The 18,073-nt window shown below is 65.2% G+C and carries 17 protein-coding genes; 6 read left to right on the forward strand and 11 right to left on the reverse strand.

Annotated elements, in window-relative coordinates; genetic code table 11:
* The first annotated feature begins 393 nt into the window (after window positions 1-393).
* Window positions 394-1,275 (forward strand): formate/nitrite transporter family protein, encoded by an 882-nt coding sequence (locus DM373_RS26755; protein ID WP_110996391.1) that lies wholly within the window; start codon window positions 394-396, stop codon window positions 1,273-1,275.
* Here DM373_RS26755 and DM373_RS26760 read toward each other — a convergent pair whose 3' ends face one another.
* Window positions 1,276-2,370, reverse strand: a complete 1,095-nt coding sequence (locus DM373_RS26760; protein ID WP_110996392.1) for an MBL fold metallo-hydrolase — start codon at window positions 2,368-2,370, stop codon at window positions 1,276-1,278.
* 126 nt (window positions 2,371-2,496) lie between these two features.
* Here DM373_RS26760 and DM373_RS26765 point away from each other — a divergent pair, with 126 nt between their 5' ends.
* Window positions 2,497-3,573, forward strand: a complete 1,077-nt coding sequence (locus tag DM373_RS26765; protein WP_110996393.1) for a diguanylate cyclase — start codon at window positions 2,497-2,499, stop codon at window positions 3,571-3,573.
* Between the two features lie 52 nt (window positions 3,574-3,625).
* Window positions 3,626-6,208 carry a bifunctional diguanylate cyclase/phosphodiesterase gene (locus DM373_RS26770; RefSeq protein ID WP_110996394.1) on the forward strand — a complete coding sequence of 861 codons (2,583 nt, stop codon included), beginning with the start codon at window positions 3,626-3,628 and terminating at the stop codon, window positions 6,206-6,208.
* A gap of 7 nt (window positions 6,209-6,215) precedes the next feature.
* On the opposite strand, the gene DM373_RS26775 is transcribed toward DM373_RS26770, so the two are convergent.
* Window positions 6,216-6,536 carry a DUF2025 family protein gene (locus DM373_RS26775; RefSeq protein WP_110996395.1) on the reverse strand — a complete coding sequence of 107 codons (321 nt, stop codon included), beginning with the start codon at window positions 6,534-6,536 and terminating at the stop codon, window positions 6,216-6,218.
* A 104-nt stretch (window positions 6,537-6,640) separates the two neighbouring features.
* On the reverse strand, window positions 6,641-7,552 hold the full coding sequence (locus tag DM373_RS26780; RefSeq protein ID WP_110996396.1) for a LysR family transcriptional regulator: 912 nt from the start codon (window positions 7,550-7,552) through the stop codon (window positions 6,641-6,643).
* 115 nt (window positions 7,553-7,667) lie between these two features.
* Between DM373_RS26780 and DM373_RS26785 the strand changes: the two genes are divergently transcribed.
* On the forward strand, window positions 7,668-8,423 hold the full coding sequence (locus DM373_RS26785) for an SDR family NAD(P)-dependent oxidoreductase (protein ID WP_110996397.1): 756 nt from the start codon (window positions 7,668-7,670) through the stop codon (window positions 8,421-8,423).
* Here DM373_RS26785 and DM373_RS26790 read toward each other — a convergent pair.
* Window positions 8,420-9,199, reverse strand: a complete 780-nt coding sequence (locus DM373_RS26790) for a LysR family transcriptional regulator (RefSeq protein ID WP_110996398.1) — start codon at window positions 9,197-9,199, stop codon at window positions 8,420-8,422. The two genes, DM373_RS26785 and DM373_RS26790, sit on opposite strands and share 4 nt — an antisense overlap.
* 101 nt (window positions 9,200-9,300) lie before the next feature.
* On the opposite strand from DM373_RS26790, the gene DM373_RS26795 reads away from it, so the two are divergent.
* Window positions 9,301-10,029, forward strand: coding sequence for an SDR family oxidoreductase (locus DM373_RS26795; RefSeq protein ID WP_110996399.1), 729 nt, complete (start codon window positions 9,301-9,303; stop codon window positions 10,027-10,029).
* 94 nt (window positions 10,030-10,123) lie between these two features.
* Here DM373_RS26795 and DM373_RS26800 read toward each other — a convergent pair whose 3' ends face one another.
* The 7 genes from DM373_RS26800 to DM373_RS26820 all read right to left on the reverse strand — a co-directional run bounded on the left by DM373_RS26800 (window position 10,124) and on the right by DM373_RS26820 (window position 15,099).
* On the reverse strand, window positions 10,124-10,993 hold the full coding sequence (locus DM373_RS26800) for an efflux RND transporter periplasmic adaptor subunit (protein WP_110996400.1): 870 nt from the start codon (window positions 10,991-10,993) through the stop codon (window positions 10,124-10,126).
* 11 nt (window positions 10,994-11,004) lie between these two features.
* Window positions 11,005-11,211 (reverse strand): DUF1656 domain-containing protein, encoded by a 207-nt coding sequence (locus DM373_RS26805; protein ID WP_110996401.1) that lies wholly within the window; start codon window positions 11,209-11,211, stop codon window positions 11,005-11,007.
* Entirely contained in the window at window positions 11,198-13,186 is a 1,989-nt protein-coding gene (locus DM373_RS26810; protein WP_110996402.1) for an FUSC family protein, read from the reverse strand. Before DM373_RS26810 ends, DM373_RS26805 begins: the two co-directional genes overlap by 14 nt.
* Window positions 13,187-13,478: 292 nt before the next feature.
* Entirely contained in the window at window positions 13,479-13,595 is a 117-nt protein-coding gene (gene ccoM / locus DM373_RS29475; RefSeq protein ID WP_279630498.1) for a cytochrome c oxidase subunit CcoM, read from the reverse strand.
* A gap of 135 nt (window positions 13,596-13,730) precedes the next feature.
* Window positions 13,731-13,892, reverse strand: a complete 162-nt coding sequence (locus DM373_RS29030; protein WP_167409876.1) for a hypothetical protein — start codon at window positions 13,890-13,892, stop codon at window positions 13,731-13,733.
* 85 nt (window positions 13,893-13,977) lie between these two features.
* Window positions 13,978-14,304, reverse strand: a complete 327-nt coding sequence (locus DM373_RS26815; protein WP_110996403.1) for an aspartate-semialdehyde dehydrogenase — start codon at window positions 14,302-14,304, stop codon at window positions 13,978-13,980.
* Between the two features lie 99 nt (window positions 14,305-14,403).
* Window positions 14,404-15,099: a M949_RS01915 family surface polysaccharide biosynthesis protein gene (locus DM373_RS26820; RefSeq protein WP_110996404.1), complete on the reverse strand. Its 696-nt coding sequence runs from the start codon at window positions 15,097-15,099 to the stop codon at window positions 14,404-14,406.
* A gap of 127 nt (window positions 15,100-15,226) precedes the next feature.
* Between DM373_RS26820 and rapA the strand changes: the two genes are divergently transcribed.
* A complete protein-coding gene (gene rapA, locus DM373_RS26825) occupies window positions 15,227-18,073 on the forward strand; it encodes an RNA polymerase-associated protein RapA (RefSeq protein WP_110996405.1) in 2,847 nt (948 codons plus the stop codon).

Genomic DNA, 18,073 nt, shown 5'->3' on the forward strand with positions numbered 1-18,073 from the left:
CTAAGAGCTTTTCGCCTCAACCGAGGCGCGCATTCTACGCTTTCCTCATTTGCTGTCAAGCGTTTATTTTGAAGTTTTTTCCGAGAAACTCGTTTAGCTTCAACCGCTTAACTCGCTGCGATCTCTCGTAGCGGGAGGCGAATCATACAGCGTTACAACCTGCTGTCAACCGCCTTGCTGAAGTATTTTTTCGAAGCTGCTTCTTTTAAAACACCTTCAACTTCAACAACTTACTGCTTGCTCTGCGGCGTTCAACGCTGCGAGGATGCGAATAATACGCGCTTTGAACTCAGAGTCAACACCTTGATCCTGAAAAACTTTTCGGACGGCACCTGGCAACTATTGCCCGCCCCTTTCGCTCTGTAGATAAACACCCTGCGGAGCCTGGCAATCATGAGCGATGCGCAAAGCGACAAGACCCCTGGCCTGTCGGCGGACGAAGAGCAGGAAGCAAGCCACAACCAGCCACCCCGCGCGGCAGTGCTGCACGAGATCATCCGCGCCCAGGGTGACCAGGAGCTCGAGCGCACGCTCGCCGCGCTGTGGTGGTCAGCATTGGCAGCCGGTTTGACCATGGGCCTGTCATTGATGGCGATGGGCTTGTTCTACGCCCGCCTGCCCGAGGGCGACAGCGCCCAGGTGATCGCCAGCCTCGGTTACAGCGCAGGCTTCCTGGCAGTCATCCTCGCCCGCCAGCAGCTGTTTACCGAGAACACCCTGACTGCCGTGCTGCCGGTGATGACCACCCCTACCCTGGCCAACCTCGGCCGCCTGTTGCGGCTGTGGACCATCGTCCTGCTCGGCAACCTGGCCGGCACCCTGCTGGTCGCCTGGGTGATGCTCGAACTGCCGATCTTCGACAGCAAGACCGATATCGCCTTCCTCGACGTTGGCCGCAAGGTCATGGAAAACGACACCAGCCAGATGTTCGCCAAGGGCATCGTCTCGGGCTGGATGATCGCCACCATGGTATGGATGATCCCGTCCATGGAGCACGCCAAGATCTGGATCATCCTGATGATCACCTACCTGATGGCGCTGGGCGACTTCACCCATATAGTCGTGGGCTCGGTCGAGGTGTCCTACCTGGTCTGGGCCGGCGAACAAACCTGGCGCGCCTTCTGGCTCGACTTCGCCCTGCCCACCCTGGCCGGCAACATCATCGGCGGCAGCTTCATCTTCGCCTTGATCAGCCATGCCCAGGTACGCAGCGACAGCGGCAAGCCGCCTTCGCAGCTATTAAAGAAGGAGAAACCGCCGGCAAACGAAAACTAGCTAGCGCGCAGCTACCGCCCGCTGGGCAGACTTGCCCTGCCGACGCAGCGGCTGCGGTCGCCACCAGTTCTGCCCGGCGTGCGGCGAGTCGAGGCTGACCCGCTCGCCCATCTGCGGGGTGCTCAATTGCACCTGCGCGGCATTGGCCAACGCCAGGATACGCTCGAAGGGCTCTTCCCAGGCATGGATGGAAAGGTCGAAAGTGCCATTGTGAATCGGCAGCAACCAGCGCCCTCGTAGATCCAGGTGCGCCTGCAGGCTCTGCTCAGGCTGCATGTGTACATTGGGCCAGGCCAGGTTGTAGGCACCCGTCTCCATCAACGTCAGATCGAACGGCCCATAGCGCTCACCGATTTCACGAAAACCTTCGAAATACCCGGTGTCACCGCTGAAGAACAATCGCAGCCCCTCATCGATCATTACCCAGGACGCCCACAGCCGGCGGTTGCTGTCGAAAAGGCCGCGCCCGGAAAAGTGCTGCGCAGGCGTAGCGACAAAACGTATCCCTTCGATTTCGGCCTGCTGCCACCAGTCCAGCTGCCGGACCTTGGCCGCCGGCACTCCCCAGTCGATCAGCAGGTCGCCAACGCCCAGCGGTGCGAGGAAGTGCTCGGTGCGTGGCGCCAGGCGGCGAATCGCGTCCTCATCAAGATGATCGAAATGGTCGTGGGAAAGGATCACCGCCGTCAGCGCTGGCAAGTCATCAAGCGCCAGCGGTGGCGCGTGGAAGCGCAAGGGCCCGGCCCACTGCACCGGCGAGGCGCGCTCGGCAAACACCGGGTCGGTGATGAAGAAGCGCCCGCGCAGCTTGAGCAGCACCGTGGAGTGGCCCAGCCGCCACAGGCTGTGGTCCGGTGCATCGAGCACCTGCTGGCGGGTCATGGGCTGCAGGCCCGGCGCAGTGGCCGGGCGAGTCTCGGGCGGCTTGCGCAGCAACAGGTACTTGAAGCCGATACGCAGCTTCTTCCACACGCCGTCCCGGGGCAGTTCGGCCTGGTTATGAAAGCGCCCGTCCAGGTGCGGTGCCGGCTCGCCAGCCGATGAAGCCATGGGTGCCATGAGCAGGAACACTCCGAGCAGCAGGAAAGCCTTCATGTTACTCCACGGGGGTCGCATCAACCGTGAATTGGCTTGCAAGGCCATTCTTAGCCCATGAATGATTGTTCAACAATATTCATGCAACTTATGCGATAAACGGCGCACCTCAGAAGAACGACAACCATGATCGACAACCGCAGCGGTAAGGGGCTTTCTTTCGTCAGGCGCATCTACCTGCCGCGCATCATCGGCCTGGGTATCGGCCTGTTCAGTGTCTTGGCCGCCGTCGCGCCGTTGCAGCTACCGCATTGGGCCTGGGCTTTGCTGCTGTTCAACGGCATCGCCTGGCCACACCTGGCGTACCAGTGGGCACGTCGCTCGGCCACCCCCTACCAGGCCGAACAGCGCAACCTTGTACTCGACTCGATGATGGGGGGCTTCTGGACCGCAGCCATGCAGTTCAACCCCCTGCCCAGCGTCACCATCCTGTCAATGATGACCATGAACAACGTTGCCGCCGGGGGCAAGCGCATGCTGCTGCGCGGCCTGCTGGCCCAGGCCGGCGGCATGGTGCTGGCCAGCGCCCTGCTCGGCACCGGCCTGCAGACGCAGACCACACCCTTGCAGGTCCTGGCCTGCCTGCCGATGCTCACCCTTTATCCGCTGGCATTGGGCTGGGTCTGCTACCAACTGGCGATCAAGCTGGCCGAGCATAAGCGCCGGCTCAGCGCCCTGAGCCGCACCGACAGCCTCACCGGCCTGCTCAACCACGGCTCATGGAAGGACCTGCTGCTGCTCAGGTTCCAGGCCTGTCAGCAGCAACAGTTGCCTGCCGTGATTGCCCTGATCGACATCGACCACTTCAAGGCCATCAACGACACCTACGGCCACGTGGTCGGCGACTGCGTGCTGCGCCAGCTCAGCCAGGCGCTCAAGCGCAACCTGCGCGACGACGACCAGGCCGGACGCTATGGTGGCGACGAGTTCTGCGTGATCCTCCCCGGCGCTCAGCAGGCCCAGGCCTGCCTGGCCATGGAACGCCTGCGCGAGCAGGTCGCGGCCTACCGCAACCCGCAGCTTCCAGACCTGCGCATCACCCTGAGCATCGGCCTGTCGGCCTTCCACCCTGGCCTGCACACACCCGAGCACTGGCTGCAGGAGGCCGACCAAGCGCTTTACGCCGCCAAGCATCAGGGCCGCGACCAGGTCAATTTCGCCCGCGGCGAAGTCACGGCGCTCAGGCTGGCCTATCCTGACTGAACCTTCCTCCAGCCCCTGGGCGGAAGGCTGCAGTTCAAGGAGCCGCACGCGCATGGACAGGAATGTCGACAGCTCTGCCCCCCGCCTCACCTCGCATCTGCAGGTACGCCGCCTGGTCGGCGGTTTCTGCGCCCTGTTCGGCCTCGCCTGCCTCATAGCCCTTGGCGCCCTGTTCAACATTGCCGCCACCCTGGACCGCCAGGAGCAGGAGCGCAGCAGCTTCCACGCCACCCAGGCACTGGAGCAAAGACTGCTGGCCTCACGCCAGTTCCTCTCCAGCTACGCGGTATGGGATGCCGCCTACGAGCACCTGGTCGGCAAAGTCGATTGGCAATGGGCCTATGAAGAGAAGAACGTCGGCGAATCGCTGTACAGCGCCAGCGGCTACGAAGGGGTGTTCGTGGTCGAGGATGGCGGCACCACCTACGCCCTGTTCAAGGGCAAACCCACCGACTCACCCGCCACTGCCTACCTGGACGCGCCGCTCGCGCCGATCCTCGCGCAAGCGCGCAACGCAGCGCCGGCCCGTGAACAGATTACCCGGTTCGTGCGCTTCAACGGCTGGCCGGCGGTGCTCAGCGCCGCCGCAGTACGCCCAGACAAGGATGTGCTCGAAGGCGAGGTCCGCCAGGCTCCCGTCATGCTGTTCATCGACCAGTTGACCGAGGCCAAGCTCACCCAGCTTGGCGAGGGCGCCGGCCTGGCCGGCATGCGCCTGGAGAAGAATGTTGCAGATGCCCGCCCGCAGCCGCACATCGACCTGGGCGACACCGGCTATCACCTGGCCTGGAACAGCCCACAGCCCGGTCGCCAGCTGCTCTGGGCCTTCCTGCCACCGCTGCTTGGCGTGCTGCTGGTGATGGGCCTGGTGCTGCTGTACCTGTTCCGCCATGCCTTGCACAGCTCCAAAGCCATCGACCAGAGCCTGTTGCGCCTGCAACAGAGCAACCAGGCACTGGAAGCCAGCGAACAGCGTTTTCGCGCCGTCGCCGAAGCGGCATCCGACTGGATCTGGGAAACCGACCGGCATCACCGCCTGACGTATCTGTCACAACGCTTCGTCAATGTCACCGGCTACCGCATCGAAGACTGGCTCGGCCAGCCCCTCAACCAACTGCTGTCCTGCGACACCACCCCCCTGCTGCCCTGGCTCGACACCCAGACCGACAGCGACCCGCAGCAAATGGCCAACCTGCGCTGCGCCTACCACGACCCCAACGGGCAAAGCCGCTATTGCCGGATCTCGGCGCGCTCGATCCTGTTCGACGGCCGCCTCGCCGGCTTTCGCGGCACCGCCAGCGACATCACCGACGAAGTCGCCGCCCATGCGCGCATCCAGCACCTGTCGATGCATGACGCCCTCACCGGCCTGGCCAACCGCAACAAGCTCTCGCGCCACCTGGAGCAGGCCCTGCTGCGTGGCAATGACAGCCCTCCCCTGAGCCTGCTGTTGCTCGACCTGGACAGTTTCAAACTGATCAACGACTCCCTCGGCCATACCGCCGGTGATGCGGTGCTGCAGGAGGTCGCCGCGCGCTTGCGCGATGCCACCCGCGACGATGACCTGGTGGCGCGCCTGGGCGGTGACGAGTTCGTCCTGGTGCTGCATGGCCTGGACAACCGCAACGAAATCGACCGCTTCTGCGCACGCCTTATCGAGCGCCTGCAGCAACCGATCCTGTTCGACGACCAGCCCTTGCACATCGGCGCCAGCCTGGGTATCGCCCAGACCCGCACCCAGGGCTTCGATGCCGGCGAGCTGATCCGTTGCGCCGACATCGCTCTGTACCAGGCCAAGGCCGACGGCAAGAACACCTGGCGCTACTTCTCGCCAGAAATGAACCAGCAGATCCAGTACCGTCGCCAGCTGGAGAACGACCTGCGCCGCGCCATCAAACAGCACGAATTCGTGTTGCACTACCAACCACGCTATCGCCTGGATGACCTGCGCATCGTCTCGGTCGAGGCGCTGCTGCGCTGGCAGCATCCCCAGGAAGGCCTGCTCGGCCCCGACACCTTCATCCCCTTGGCCGAACAGAGCGACCTGATCGTCCCGCTTGGCCGCTGGGTGCTTGGCGAAGCCTGCAGAGCCGCCCGCGACTGGCCCGACGAACTGCTGGTCTCGGTCAATCTGTCCCCGGCACAGTTCTCCCGCAGTGACGTGGTGGCCGATGTGCGCGAAGCCTTGCTGCAAACCGGCTTTCCGGCCCAGCGCCTGGAGCTGGAGATCACCGAGAACGTCATGCTCAACGACATCGAAGGCGCCCTGGGCACCATGCTCGCCCTCAAGGAGCTGGGCGTACGCCTGAACATGGACGACTTCGGCACCGGCTACTCATCGCTGGGCTACCTGCGCACCTACCCCTTCGACAGCATCAAGATCGACAAACGCTTCATCGCCGGCCTGAACAACCACAGCGGCAATGACCGAGCCGTGGTCCAGGCAATCATCAACCTGGGCAAGGCCATGGGCCTGACCGTCACCGCCGAAGGCGTGGAAACCGAGCAGCAGCTCAAGGCGCTGGGCAAGGACCGCTGCCACGAGGTGCAGGGCTACTACCTGAGCCGCCCGGTGGACCGTGAAGGCTTCGAGGCGCTGCTGGCAGGGCATGAGCAGCGCCACGATGCCGGCTGAGGCGGGCTCAGCGCAGGCGTCGATCAGCGACGATTTCCGGCAGGTCGGTGCGCCGCAGGTACAGGCGCAGCGGCTCACCAATATTCAGCCGGTCATCCACATGCTGGTCGAGCAGCAACGCCAGGCGCTCGCGGCACAAGGCCATGCGCTGCTCGGCTTCGGGCCGCCAGACGAATTCGCTGCAAGGGGTGATGCTGTCGTCGGCCACGTCCATGCCGAAGGCGTCTTCAGAGAAACGCACGATATGGGTGCCGCGCTTACCGTGGAAACCGACGAAGCCCTTGAGCTGATCGGCGGCGTTGCAGATGTCCTGGGAACTGATGGCCATGACGTAACCTCACAAAAAATTCGGAAGTGACGCACGCCGGGCGGGAACGGTTGCCTCTGACGGGCAACGCGCGGATGCCAGCCTACCGCAAATGCCAAGGATTTTCAGCCCGGCGGCGGGTCGACCTGCGACGCCAGCAACGCCGCCAGCCAATTCATGAACGCCTGGACCCGCCGCGGCACATGGCGCTGGCGCGCATACAACAGCGACACCGGCATGGCCGGTGCCTGCCACGGCTCGAGCACCGCGACCAGCTCGCCACGCTGCAGGTGCTCGGCAACGCCCACCGCCGGTACCTGGATCAGCCCGAGGCCCGCCAGGCAGGCGGCGGAATAGGCCTCGGCGTTGTTGACCGTCACCACCCCGGCCATGGCCTGGTAGCGCAGTTCGCCGCCGTGCAGGTACTCGAAGCCCTGGCTGCGCGCCCCAAGGCTGCGCACGTAGTGGACCAGCCGGTGCCCCGCCAGGTCTTCGAGCCTGCGCGGCACGCCGTGGCGTTCGAGGTAGGCGGGGCTGGCGCAGTTGCGCATGCTCAAGTGCCCCACCGGCCGGGCGACCACGTCCAGGTCGCTCAAGGCACCGATGCGCATCACGCAATCAAAGCCCTCGCGCAGCAGATCCACCTGGCGGTCGGTACAACTGATCTCCACTTCAAGCCGTGGAAAACGCTCAAGAAACTCTGGCAATGCCGGCACGATGACCCGCCGCGCCATCATGGTCGGCAAGTCGATGCGCAGGCAGCCGGCAAGCTCGGCGTCGTCGGCACGGAACAGGCCCTCGATCTCGTCCATCCCCGACAGCAGGTCCTTGCTGCGCTCGTACAGCAGCACCCCATCCTGGGTGGCCTGCACCCGTCGCGTGGTGCGATTGAACAAGCGCGTGCCGAGCAGTTGCTCCAACGCCCGCACCTGCTCGGAGACGGTCGAACGCGGCAGCCCCAGGCTGTCGCCGGCCAGGGTGAAGCTGCTCAGCTCGCTGACCCGGACGAATGTGCGCAAGAGCTCCAGCTTGTTCATCCGCCACCTCATTTGTCCTGAAAAGACGAACAGTATTTCCGGTTTTGCTGGATTTAACAGCCATCGACCGATCAATAACCTGTCCGTAACAGCCATCGCCCATGAGGTAACCGACATGACTCGCAAGATTGCCCTGATCACTGGCGCCAGCCGCGGCCTGGGCCGCAATACTGCCCAACACCTGGCCGCCCGCGGCATCGACATCGTCGGCACTTACCACAGCAAGGCCGACGAGGCCCAGGCCGTGGCCGCCACGCTGCAAGCGTCCGGTGTACGCGCCGCCATGCTGCAACTGGATGTCAGTGACAGTTCGAGCTTCGCCGCCTTCGTCGAGCGCCTGGGCGACACCCTGCAGCAGTTCGGTAGCAAGCAGCTGGACTTCCTGGTGAACAACGCCGGGATCGGCTTGAATGTGCCGTTCAGCGACACCAGCGAAGCACAGTTCGACCAGTTGCTGAATATCCAGCTCAAGGGCCCGTTCTTCCTGACCCAACGCTTGCTGCCGTTGCTCGCCGATGGCGGGCGCATCGTCAACATCTCCACCGGCCTGACCCGCTTCGCCCTGCCCGGCTATGCCGCCTATGCGGCGATGAAAGGCGCGATGGAAGTGCTGACCCGCTACCAGGCCAAGGAACTGGGTGCCCGTGGCATTCGCGTCAACATTCTTGCCCCGGGCGCCATCGAGACCGATTTCGGCGGTGGCGTGGTACGTGACAACCCGCAGGTCAACGACTTCATCGCGGGCAATACCGCCTTGGGGCGGGTCGGAGTGCCCGACGACATCGGCGCGGCCGTCGCTTTGCTACTCGAAGACGGTAACGGCTGGATCACCGGGCAACGCCTGGAAGTCTCCGGCGGCATGTTCCTCTAACCACCGCCCAGTGCCTGGTGCAGGCTGGCCAGTGCCGGCAGCGCCAGGGCCTCGCGGGTCAGGCACAGGCCGATCCGGCGGCGCAGCGCCAGCCCAGGGCCTGGTTGCCAATACACCCCAGGGTGGCGCTCGGCCAACGACTGCGGCAGCCACGCCGTGCCCAGGCCGGCTGCCACCATGGCCAGCGCCTGCTGCAGCGAAGCGGCCTGCCCCACCTGCTCACCTTCGCCATAAGCGGCCATCAGGCGTTGGTGAGAGGGGTGCTGCGGGCAACTGATCCAACGCCCATCCGGTTGGCTACCGGTGGCCGACACCAGCACGAAAGCCTCCTCCCACAGCGGCAGAAACAACTCGTCCTCGCAGCGCTGCTCCTCGTCGGCCAACCGCGCATCGCCGGCGCAACCTTCGAGCAAGGTCAGTTGCAGCCGCTCCACCGCCTGGTTGGCCAGACGCACGCAAGCCTCGACCTGGGCCGGCGCGATGTCCGCCTCGACCCCCAGCGTCAGCGGCACCTGTTCGCGCCCCTGGCGGAAACGCCGGCGCAGGGCCTCGGCCTCGGCCACCATGCGACAGGCCTGGGCATACAGTGCACGGGCCTGCTCGGTGACCTCGACGCCACGGGCCTGGCGTACGAACAGCTCGGCCCCCAGGTCATCCTCCAGCTGGCGAATGGTCACCGACAGCGTTGGCTGGGCCACACACAGGCGCTGGGCGGCTAAGGTGATGTTGCGCTCCTCGAACACCGCGATGAACGCCTTGAGATGACGGATATCCATAGTTAAAACCGATGCCAGCCAAAGAAAAAAGCCGTTTTTCAAGGTTTGCAGCACTACCTAGAATTTCGACCATCGAAAACGATTATGCCTCGGAGGCCATCATGCACAAGCCCCTCATCATCATCACCGGCGCCAGCTCCGGCATCGGCGCCGCCACTGCCCGCCTGTTCGCCGCCGCCGGCCACCCGCTGCTGCTGATCGCCCGGCGCCTGGAGCGCTTGCAGGCACTGGCGCTGCCCAACTGCCTGTGCCGCGCCGTGGATATTCGCGACCGCGCGGCGCTGGTGGCCGCCGTACACGAAGCCGAAGCCTTGCATGGCCCGGCCGATGCGCTGGTGAACAACGCCGGGGTGATGCTGCTGGGGCAAATGCACGAACAGGACCCGGAGCAGTGGGAGCGCATGTTCGACATCAACGTCAAAGGCCTGCTCAACGGCGTGCACGCGCTGGTCGGCGGCATGCGTGAGCGTCGCCACGGCACCTTGATCAACGTCAGCTCCGTGGCCGGACGCAAGACCTTCCCCAACCATGTGGCCTATGTCGGCAGCAAGTTTGCCGTGCACGGCCTGTCGGAGAACCTGCGCGAAGAACTGGCGCCGCACAACGTGCGGGTGGTGATCATCGCCCCGGGCGCAGTAGAGACCGAGCTGCTCGGGCATACCACCGACGAAGGCATCAAGCGCGATTATCAGGCCTGGAAAGCCAACGACATGGGCGGCGTGGTGCTGACGGCGGAGGATGTGGCGGGCGCGATCCTCTGGGCGTACCAGCAGCCGCAGCAGGTGTGCATTCGCGAGATCGTGCTGGCGGCGACCGCACAGCAGCCTTGACGCAAGTAGCCCATCGCGGGGCAAGCCCGCTCCCACGTGCTGGCTTAACCGAACACGTGGGAGCGGGCTTGCCCCGCGATGGCTGCCGATGCGTTTACCGCTCGACCTGATCCTCACGCACCTGCACGCTTGCGGTCATCCCTGCGCTCAGGTTCACCCCCACAGGGATCTGGTCCAGCTGTATCCGCACCGGGATACGCTGCGCCAGCCTCACCCAGTTGAAGGTCGGCTCCACCTCCGGCAGCAATTGCCCGTCAGGCGTCGAGTTGCGGTCGGTGATGCCCCGGCTGATGCTTTGCACATGCCCGTTCATCGCCTCACCCGCCCCCATCAGCCACACCTTGACCGGGTCGCCGACGCGAATGCGCGGCAGCTTGGTCTCTTCGAAGTACGCCTGAATATAGAACGTGGCATCGTCCACCAGCGCCATCACCGATTGCCCGGTAGTGACGAAGTTGCCCTCCGCCAGGCGCAGGTTGGTGATGTGCCCGCTGCGCGGTGCGCGCACTTCGCTGCGGGCCAGGTTGATCTTCGCCACCTTCAGTTGGGCCTCGGCCTCGTGCAGCTCGCCCCGGGCAACGGCCGCATTGATCTGGGCGTTTTCGCGCAGCTCGGCGCTGATCGCCTCCGGCCCCAGGGCGGTACGCCGCGCCGCTTCGCGCTCACGCAGGCGCACTTGCTGGGTGCGGGTCTCGACCACCGCAGAGGCCTGGTCGAAGGCGGCCTGGAAGCGCTCGCGGTCGATGGTCATCAACAGGTCACCGGCCCTGACCTGCTGGTTGTCGTGCACCTTCAGCGCACTCACCCAACCGGACACATCAGGGGCGATCACCACCACATCGGCGCGCACCCGGGCATCCCGGGTCCAAGGGGTGAGCATGTAGTACTGCCAGAGCTTGAAGCCTGCGAAGACGGCGAGGATCACCACACACAGGGTGACCAGGATACGTACGGCTGTACGCATGGACTTACTCCTTACAGAGGACCTAGCGAACGCACCACCAGGTACAGGACACAAACGAACAATGCCGTATCGAACAGCGCTTCGTGCCAGATCCAGCGCCCCAGCGGCGTGGCCTGCACCACAAAGCGCAGCAGCCCGGTCAGCAGCAGCGCCAGCACTACATAAATCAGAAACGGGCTGAGCAGCACGCCACCCAGCGCCCATTCACGCAACCCCATAGGCATCCTCCTGCCAGCGGCACCATTTGCCCCAGCTCTTGCGCAACTGCAGTACCGCGCCCTCGGCCAGGCGCAGCGCATCGCTGGGCGGTTGCCCCTGCAGGGCCTCGATGAATTGTGCGCTGGCGGCATCCAGCCGCGCGCCACGGCCCGGCGCCGGGCCGCTCGCCAGTACCGCCTCAAGCTGCTGCAGGTACTGGCGCTCGGCGTTGGCCAAAGGCGCCTGGGCCACGGCCAGGCACATGCGCAGGTGCACCAGTTCGTCGCCGATATCCAGGCTGTGCAGGCCCTCGTCCCAACGCTGGCGCTCGGTCTGCGGCAACTCACTGGCATGCCGCGCCAGTTGCATCAGGCGGTCGGCCATGCGCCCGCCAAACCAGCTGTCGGCACCGCGCAGGTCGCGCCGGGTCAGGCGCACCAAGTCGCCCTGGGTGGCCGCGCGCAAGCGCCGGCCCAGCCAGGCCGGGTGACGCAGCACCAGCAGGCGGAATGCCAATACCGCGGCGCTCACGCCAATCAGCATGGCCAGCGCACTGTTGAGCATGCTCGCCACATCGAAATGCATGGTATTGAGCGGTGCCACCAGCACGATGAAGTGCAGGCAATAGGAGGTGGCGGTAGCGCCGGTGCGCGGATGGGCCATACCCAGGGCGCCGAAGAACAACGGTACGCCCATGCCCAGGCAGAGCATGGCGAAGCTGCTCCATTGCGGCAGCAGGATCTGCCCGACCAGAAACGCCACGGGTACCGCCAGCAGGATCCCGCGCAAGAAGCTCAGGCCGATCTGCGCGCCGTTCTCGCGGCTGGCGAACAGGCTGCAGACCACGCAAGTCAGCACCAGGCCGCCCGGCGCCGAGGGCCAGGCGGTGGCCAGCCAGAAACTGCTCATCACCAGGAACGCCAGGGCACTGCGGGAGCCGAACAGCAGGGCCAGGGACAGGTCACGGTGCGCCGCCAGGCTTTGCACCTGCTCTTTGGGTGCCCGGCCCTGCTCCACGTCGGCGAGCGCCTGGGTGGCCGCCATGGCGTAGTCCAGCAGCAACGCCAGGCGCGCCAGGCAGTAATGCTCGGCGGAACTGATTTGCGTGCCCTGGGCGGCACCCCACACCCGTTGGCGCAACACCAGCAGGCTGGCCTGTTCGGGGGTGGCCAGCAGCGTGCGCACCTCTTCCAGCCATGGCGCCAGATGCCCGGCCTCGATTTCATCGAGCTGACGCCACTGCCGGCGCACCGAGCGCGAGATGCGCAGCAACACCATCAGCTTCTGGCTCAGCCCCTGGATCGCCTTGGCCCGCTGGCGACCAAGATTGCCTTCGAACCAGGCATGCTCGCGCTGGGCGTCTATCGCCACGATGCGCCCGAGGCTTTCCAGCAGCCCTTTGCGCGCTTCATCCTCACCGCCCAGCATGGCGCTGGCCGCCTGCAGCCCGTTGTGCCAGGCCTGTCGCGCCTGGCCTGCAAGCTGCTGCTCGACCCGCATGGGCCAGATCAGCGCACTGGTGGCGGTGGCGCAACAGATGCCCAGGCAGATCTCGGTACAGCGCGCCACCGCCTGGTCGAACACCTGCAACGGGTGGTCGATCGCCGGCAGCGCAATGATCGCCACGGTGTAGCCGGCCAGCACGAAGGCATAGGCCCAGGCGCTGCGCAACTGGGTCGAAGCGGCGGTACACAGGGCCAGCCACAGCGCCAGCGCCAGCAGGAACAGCCAGGGCGTCTGGGCGAACGCACCGATGAACACCACCGACATGAAGGTACCGACCAGCGTGCCGGCCAAGCGTGCCAGGCCCTTCTGGATCACCATCCCCGACAGCGGCTGGGCGACGATGAACGCCGTCATCAGCGCCCAGGCCGGCTGCTCCAGGCCCCAGCGCATCGCCAGCCACAACGCCAGGCCACCGCCAAGCAGGGTCTTGATGGCGAACTTGAGCGCGAGGCTGCTGGGGGCGAACAGGGCCTGGAAGGTGATGGGCACGAATCGGACCTTGCGGGAGCAGACGGTATGAGAAGAACGATAGACAACTGGGGGAAGGATAAAGCGCAGACGATTAATTAGCTAGCTAATCATCTAAGTGAGCCGACAGTCCCCTGTAGGAGCGGCCTTGTGCCGCGAACGGGGCGCAAAGCAGCCCCAGCGATCTTTGCCACCAACGAGAATTTGGGGCCGCTGCGCGCCCCGTTCGCGGCACAAGGCCGCTCCTACAGGCAAAAAAAATGGGCGACCGAAGTCGCCCTAAATGCCTTGCGTGCTCGTGAATCGGGAAGGATCAGCGCTGTTTGCGCTTGTTCGCATCCTTCCAGATGAAAATGCCCAGACCGGCAAAGAAGGCCAACATCAGCCCGACCGTCACCACACCGGCGATAACCACGTTGTCGAAGAACATGTCGGCCCCTCCCTTGGTGTGCCGTCATCCGATGAGTGCACATTAACCAAAGGCAGGCGAGGGGAAATTGACCAGCGTCAATGGTGCCCGGGGCCGGGCACGCGAGGCGGGTGCAGGGTTGACCTGCATCAAGTTTCAGCGCTTCTTGGGTTTGCCCTTGGGCTTTTTCTTTTTCCCGGAGGCCAGCGGCATGGCCTGTTCGAAGGCCTGGCGCATGTCGTTCAGGCGCTTGTCTTTGAGGTCATGGATGCGTTTGGCGCGTTCAGCGCCGAAGTCGATCAGATTGTCTTGGCTCATGGCGGGCTCGACGGACAGCAGAGGCACTCATGATGAAGGCAAGCATGAGCGCTGACTAGGCTTTGCAGCAAAACACCTCGGCGCTTCAGACTTCGATGTCCACCAGCAGCCCCTGGCGCGTGCGTTCGCCCAGCGGCGACACGGGCACGGTGTTGTCGGCGTTGAGTTCCTCGCCGGGCACGACCACAGCGTGCTCTGCGTCCCCCTGGTTGCGCTGTTGCTGCTGGCGCCGTTGTTCCTCGCGCAACAGCAGGGCGCGCTCTGCGGGGTCACGATGGTGCTTGAGGTCGATGGCCCCTTCGCCGGCAGCCGGTTGTGTCGGCACCACCGGCGGGATGGCCGGTGGCGGCTTGACCGGATCCTGTTGCGAGGTCACCGGGGCGGCGCTGAGCGGAATGATGGGCGGCAGCATGGAATGTTCTCCTGTAGCCACTGTGTCGGCCGGCGCCACGCCGCCTTGAACGCCTGTGGGCAAAGGTGAGCGGCGCATCACAACGCCGCACGGGTGCTGTTACTGGTCTTCGCCGTCAGGGTCGTCGTCCGGTGGCGCGCTGGTTTCGCTCCACGGCCGCTTGTAGACCTGCTGCCAGACCGCGTCCATATGCTCGCGCAGCACCTGCGGGGCGTTTTTCAGCGAGGCACTGTCCTCGCGCTCGCCACCGAAGGGCTCTTCACCGGCCGGGGTAATCAGCGACTGCCCGGTAATGCTGTACACCGCCTGGCCTTCGCGCATCTCGATGGCGATATCGTGCGGGTCGATGCCACCGCCGCAGAACGCGTGGCTGGCCACGGTCACTTCGGCGACGCCGTCCTTGTTCAGGTCGCTGACGTCACTGACATCGGTATAGAAGTCGACATCCAGGTCCAGGCCGGCGCAGGTGGTTTCCTGCTCGATCTGCCAGCGCGGCTTGAACACCTCTGCGCTGGCGGCACGGCCATACAACGTGGCCTTGAGCACCACCTTGTCGACCTCCTCCTCGGTATCCGGGTCGCTGGCCTGGCCGTCGACCCGGCTCAGCACCAGCAGGCCTTCGCCCTCGCGGTCATGAAAATGCACGCTCTTGATCGGGGTCTGCACGCCCAGCACTTCCAGCTGCTCGACCGGAATCGGCGGCAATACTTCGAAGGTTTTCTGTTCACAGGCGGCCAGCAGCGTGAAACTGCCAATGGCCAGGGATAGGTTCAACCAGCGGTGCTTGGCAGCCATGTTGGCGCTTGGCCCTCGTGACGGGACGGTGTTCGTCGATGAAAGCGCTAGACTCTTCACATTCATTGGTCTGGCGCAGCCGATCCGTTAACATACTCGGCTTTTTCATCGCGGGAGTTCAGGCAGTATGGCGCAGCAGTATCAACCGGGGCAACGCTGGATCAGCGACAGCGAAGCAGAGCTCGGACTTGGGACCATCCTGGCCGAGGATGGTCGCTTGTTGACCGTGCTCTACCCGGCGACGGGGGAAACCCGCCAATACTCGCTCCGCAATGCGCCGCTGACCCGCGTGCGCTTCTCGCCAGGCGACCAGATCATCCACTTCGAGGGCTGGAAGCTGACCGTGCGCGAAGTTGAGGTCATCGACGGCCTGCTGATCTATCACGGCATCGACGCCCAGAACCAGGCACATGTACTGCCCGAGACACAGCTGTCGAATTTCATCCAGTTCCGCCTGGCCAGTGACCGCCTGTTCGCCGGCCAGATCGACCCGCTGTCGTGGTTCTCCCTGCGCTACAACACCCTGCAGCACACCAGCAAACAGATGCTGTCGTCGCTGTGGGGCCTGGGCGGCGTGCGCGCCCAACCCATCGCCCACCAGTTGCACATCGCCCGCGAAGTGGCCGACCGTATTGCCCCGCGCGTGCTGCTGGCCGACGAAGTAGGCCTGGGCAAGACCATCGAAGCGGGCCTGGTGATCCACCGCCAGCTGTTGTCCGGCCGCGCCAACCGCGTGCTGATCCTGGTACCGGAGAACCTCCAGCACCAGTGGCTGGTGGAAATGCGCCGCCGCTTCAACCTGCAGGTCGCCCTGTTCGACGCCGAGCGCTTCATCGAAAGCGACGCCACCAACCCATTCGAAGACGCCCAGCTGGCGCTGGTCGCCCTGGAATGGCTGGTCGACGATGAAAAGGCCCAGGACGCGCTGTTCGCCGCCGGCTGGGACCTGATGGTGGTCGACGAGGCCCATCACCTGGTCTGGCACGAAGAACAGGCCAGCGCCGAATACGCCCTGGTCGAGCAATTGGCCGAAGTCGTCCCGGCCGTGCTGCTGCTTACCGCCACCCCTGAACAACTCGGCCAGGACAGCCACTTCGCCCGCCTGCGCCTGCTCGACCCCAACCGTTTCCACGACCTGGCCGCGTTCCGCGCCGAAAGCGAAAACTATCGCCCGGTGGCCGAGGCGGTGCAGGAGTTGCTCGACGAAGGCCGCCTGTCGCCGAAAGCCCACGCCACCATCCAGGGCTTCCTGGGCGCCGAGGGTGAAGCCCTGCTGGCCGCCGTTACCGATGGCGACAGCCAGGCCAGCGCGCGCCTGATTCGCGAGCTGCTCGACCGTCACGGCACCGGCCGCGTGCTGTTCCGCAACACCCGCGCGGCGATCCAGGGTTTCCCCGAGCGCCAACTGCACCCCTACCCGCTGGCCAACCCCGAGCCGTATGCCGCGCTGCCATCCGGCGAGCGTGCCGAGCTGTACCCGGAAGTGGCCTTCCAGGCCCAGGGCGAGCCCGGCGACGATGAGCGCTGGTGGCGCTTCGACCCGCGCGTCGACTGGCTGATCGACACCCTGAAGATGCTCAAGCGCACCAAGGTCCTGGTGATCTGCGCCCACGCCGAAACCGCCATGGACCTGGAAGACGCCCTGCGCGTGCGCTCCGGCATCCCGGCCACGGTATTCCACGAAGGCATGAGCATCCTCGAGCGCGACCGCGCCGCTGCCTACTTCGCCGATGAAGAGTTCGGCGCCCAGGTGCTGATCTGCTCCGAGATCGGCAGTGAAGGCCGCAACTTCCAGTTCGCCCACCACCTGGTGATGTTCGACCTGCCGGCGCACCCGGACCTGCTCGAACAACGCATCGGCCGCCTCGACCGGATCGGCCAGAAGCACACCATCGAGCTGCACATCCCGTACCTGCAGGACAGCCCTCAGGAACGCCTGTTCCAGTGGTACCACGAAGGCCTCAACGCCTTCCTCAACACCTGCCCGACCGGCAACGCCCTGCAGCACCAGTTCGGCCCGCGCCTGCTGGCGCAACTGGCCGGTGGCGACGACAAGGGCTGGGCCAAGCTGGTCGGCGAAGCCCGCGCCGAGCGTGAGCGCCTGGAAGCCGAGCTGCACACCGGCCGCGACCGCCTGCTGGAGCTCAACTCCGGCGGTGCCGGCGAAGGCCAGGCGCTGGTCGAGGCAATTCTCGAGCAGGACGACCAGTTCGCCCTGCCGATCTACATGGAAACCCTGTTCGACGCCTTCGGCATCGACAGCGAAGACCATTCCGAGAACGCCCTGGTCCTCAAACCGAGCGAGAAAATGCTCGACGCCAGCTTCCCCCTGGGCGACGACGAAGGCGTGACCATCACCTACGACCGCGCCCAGGCGCTGTCGCGCGAGGACATGCAGTTCCTCACCTGGGAGCATCCGATGGTGCAGGGCGGCATGGACCTGGTGCTGTCCGGCTCGATGGGCAACACCGCCGTGGCGCTGATCAAGAACAAGGCGCTCAAGCCCGGCACCGTGCTGCTCGAGCTGCTTTACGTCAGTGAAGTGGTCGCCCCGCGCAGCCTGCAGATGGGCCGCTACCTGCCACCGGCGGCGCTGCGCTGCCTGCTCGACGCCAATGGCAACGACCTGGCCCCGCGCGTGGCCTTCGAAACCCTCAACGACCAGCTTGAAAGCGTGCCCAAGGCCAGCGCCAACAAGTTCGTCCAGGCCCAGCGTGATGTCCTGGCCAAGCGCATCAGCGCAGGTGAAGCCAAGGTCATCCCGGTCCATGAGGAGCGGGTTGCCCAGGCCCAGCAACGCCTGGCCGCCGAGGCTGACGAAGAGCTGGCGCGCCTGACAGCGCTCAAGGCCGTCAACCCGAGCGTGCGCGACAGCGAAATCGACGCCCTGCGCCAGCAGCGCGAAGACGGCATGGCCGCGCTGAACAAGGCCGCCTTGCGCCTGGAGGCCATCCGGGTACTGGTCGCCGGCTGA

This window comes from Pseudomonas sichuanensis, from assembly GCF_003231305.1.
GTDB lineage: Bacteria > Pseudomonadota > Gammaproteobacteria > Pseudomonadales > Pseudomonadaceae > Aquipseudomonas > Aquipseudomonas sichuanensis.

What these genes read in the sequence shown, in the direction of transcription:
- DM373_RS26755 (WP_110996391.1), top strand. Translation starts at nt 394, where the DNA reads ATGAGCGATGCGCAAAGCGACAAGACCCCTGGCCTGTCGGCGGACGAA.
- DM373_RS26760 (WP_110996392.1), bottom strand. Translation starts at nt 2,370, where the DNA reads ATGAAGGCTTTCCTGCTGCTCGGAGTGTTCCTGCTCATGGCACCCATG.
- DM373_RS26805 (WP_110996401.1), bottom strand. Translation starts at nt 11,211, where the DNA reads ATGGGGTTGCGTGAATGGGCGCTGGGTGGCGTGCTGCTCAGCCCGTTT.
- DM373_RS26795 (WP_110996399.1), top strand. Translation starts at nt 9,301, where the DNA reads ATGCACAAGCCCCTCATCATCATCACCGGCGCCAGCTCCGGCATCGGC.
- DM373_RS29030 (WP_167409876.1), bottom strand. Translation starts at nt 13,892, where the DNA reads ATGAGCCAAGACAATCTGATCGACTTCGGCGCTGAACGCGCCAAACGC.
- DM373_RS26800 (WP_110996400.1), bottom strand. Translation starts at nt 10,993, where the DNA reads ATGCGTACAGCCGTACGTATCCTGGTCACCCTGTGTGTGGTGATCCTC.
- DM373_RS26820 (WP_110996404.1), bottom strand. Translation starts at nt 15,099, where the DNA reads ATGGCTGCCAAGCACCGCTGGTTGAACCTATCCCTGGCCATTGGCAGT.
- DM373_RS26815 (WP_110996403.1), bottom strand. Translation starts at nt 14,304, where the DNA reads ATGCTGCCGCCCATCATTCCGCTCAGCGCCGCCCCGGTGACCTCGCAA.
- DM373_RS26785 (WP_110996397.1), top strand. Translation starts at nt 7,668, where the DNA reads ATGACTCGCAAGATTGCCCTGATCACTGGCGCCAGCCGCGGCCTGGGC.
- DM373_RS26775 (WP_110996395.1), bottom strand. Translation starts at nt 6,536, where the DNA reads ATGGCCATCAGTTCCCAGGACATCTGCAACGCCGCCGATCAGCTCAAG.
- ccoM (WP_279630498.1), bottom strand. Translation starts at nt 13,595, where the DNA reads ATGTTCTTCGACAACGTGGTTATCGCCGGTGTGGTGACGGTCGGGCTG.
- DM373_RS26770 (WP_110996394.1), top strand. Translation starts at nt 3,626, where the DNA reads ATGGACAGGAATGTCGACAGCTCTGCCCCCCGCCTCACCTCGCATCTG.
- DM373_RS26765 (WP_110996393.1), top strand. Translation starts at nt 2,497, where the DNA reads ATGATCGACAACCGCAGCGGTAAGGGGCTTTCTTTCGTCAGGCGCATC.
- DM373_RS26790 (WP_110996398.1), bottom strand. Translation starts at nt 9,199, where the DNA reads ATGGATATCCGTCATCTCAAGGCGTTCATCGCGGTGTTCGAGGAGCGC.
- DM373_RS26780 (WP_110996396.1), bottom strand. Translation starts at nt 7,552, where the DNA reads ATGAACAAGCTGGAGCTCTTGCGCACATTCGTCCGGGTCAGCGAGCTG.
- rapA (WP_110996405.1), top strand. Translation starts at nt 15,227, where the DNA reads ATGGCGCAGCAGTATCAACCGGGGCAACGCTGGATCAGCGACAGCGAA.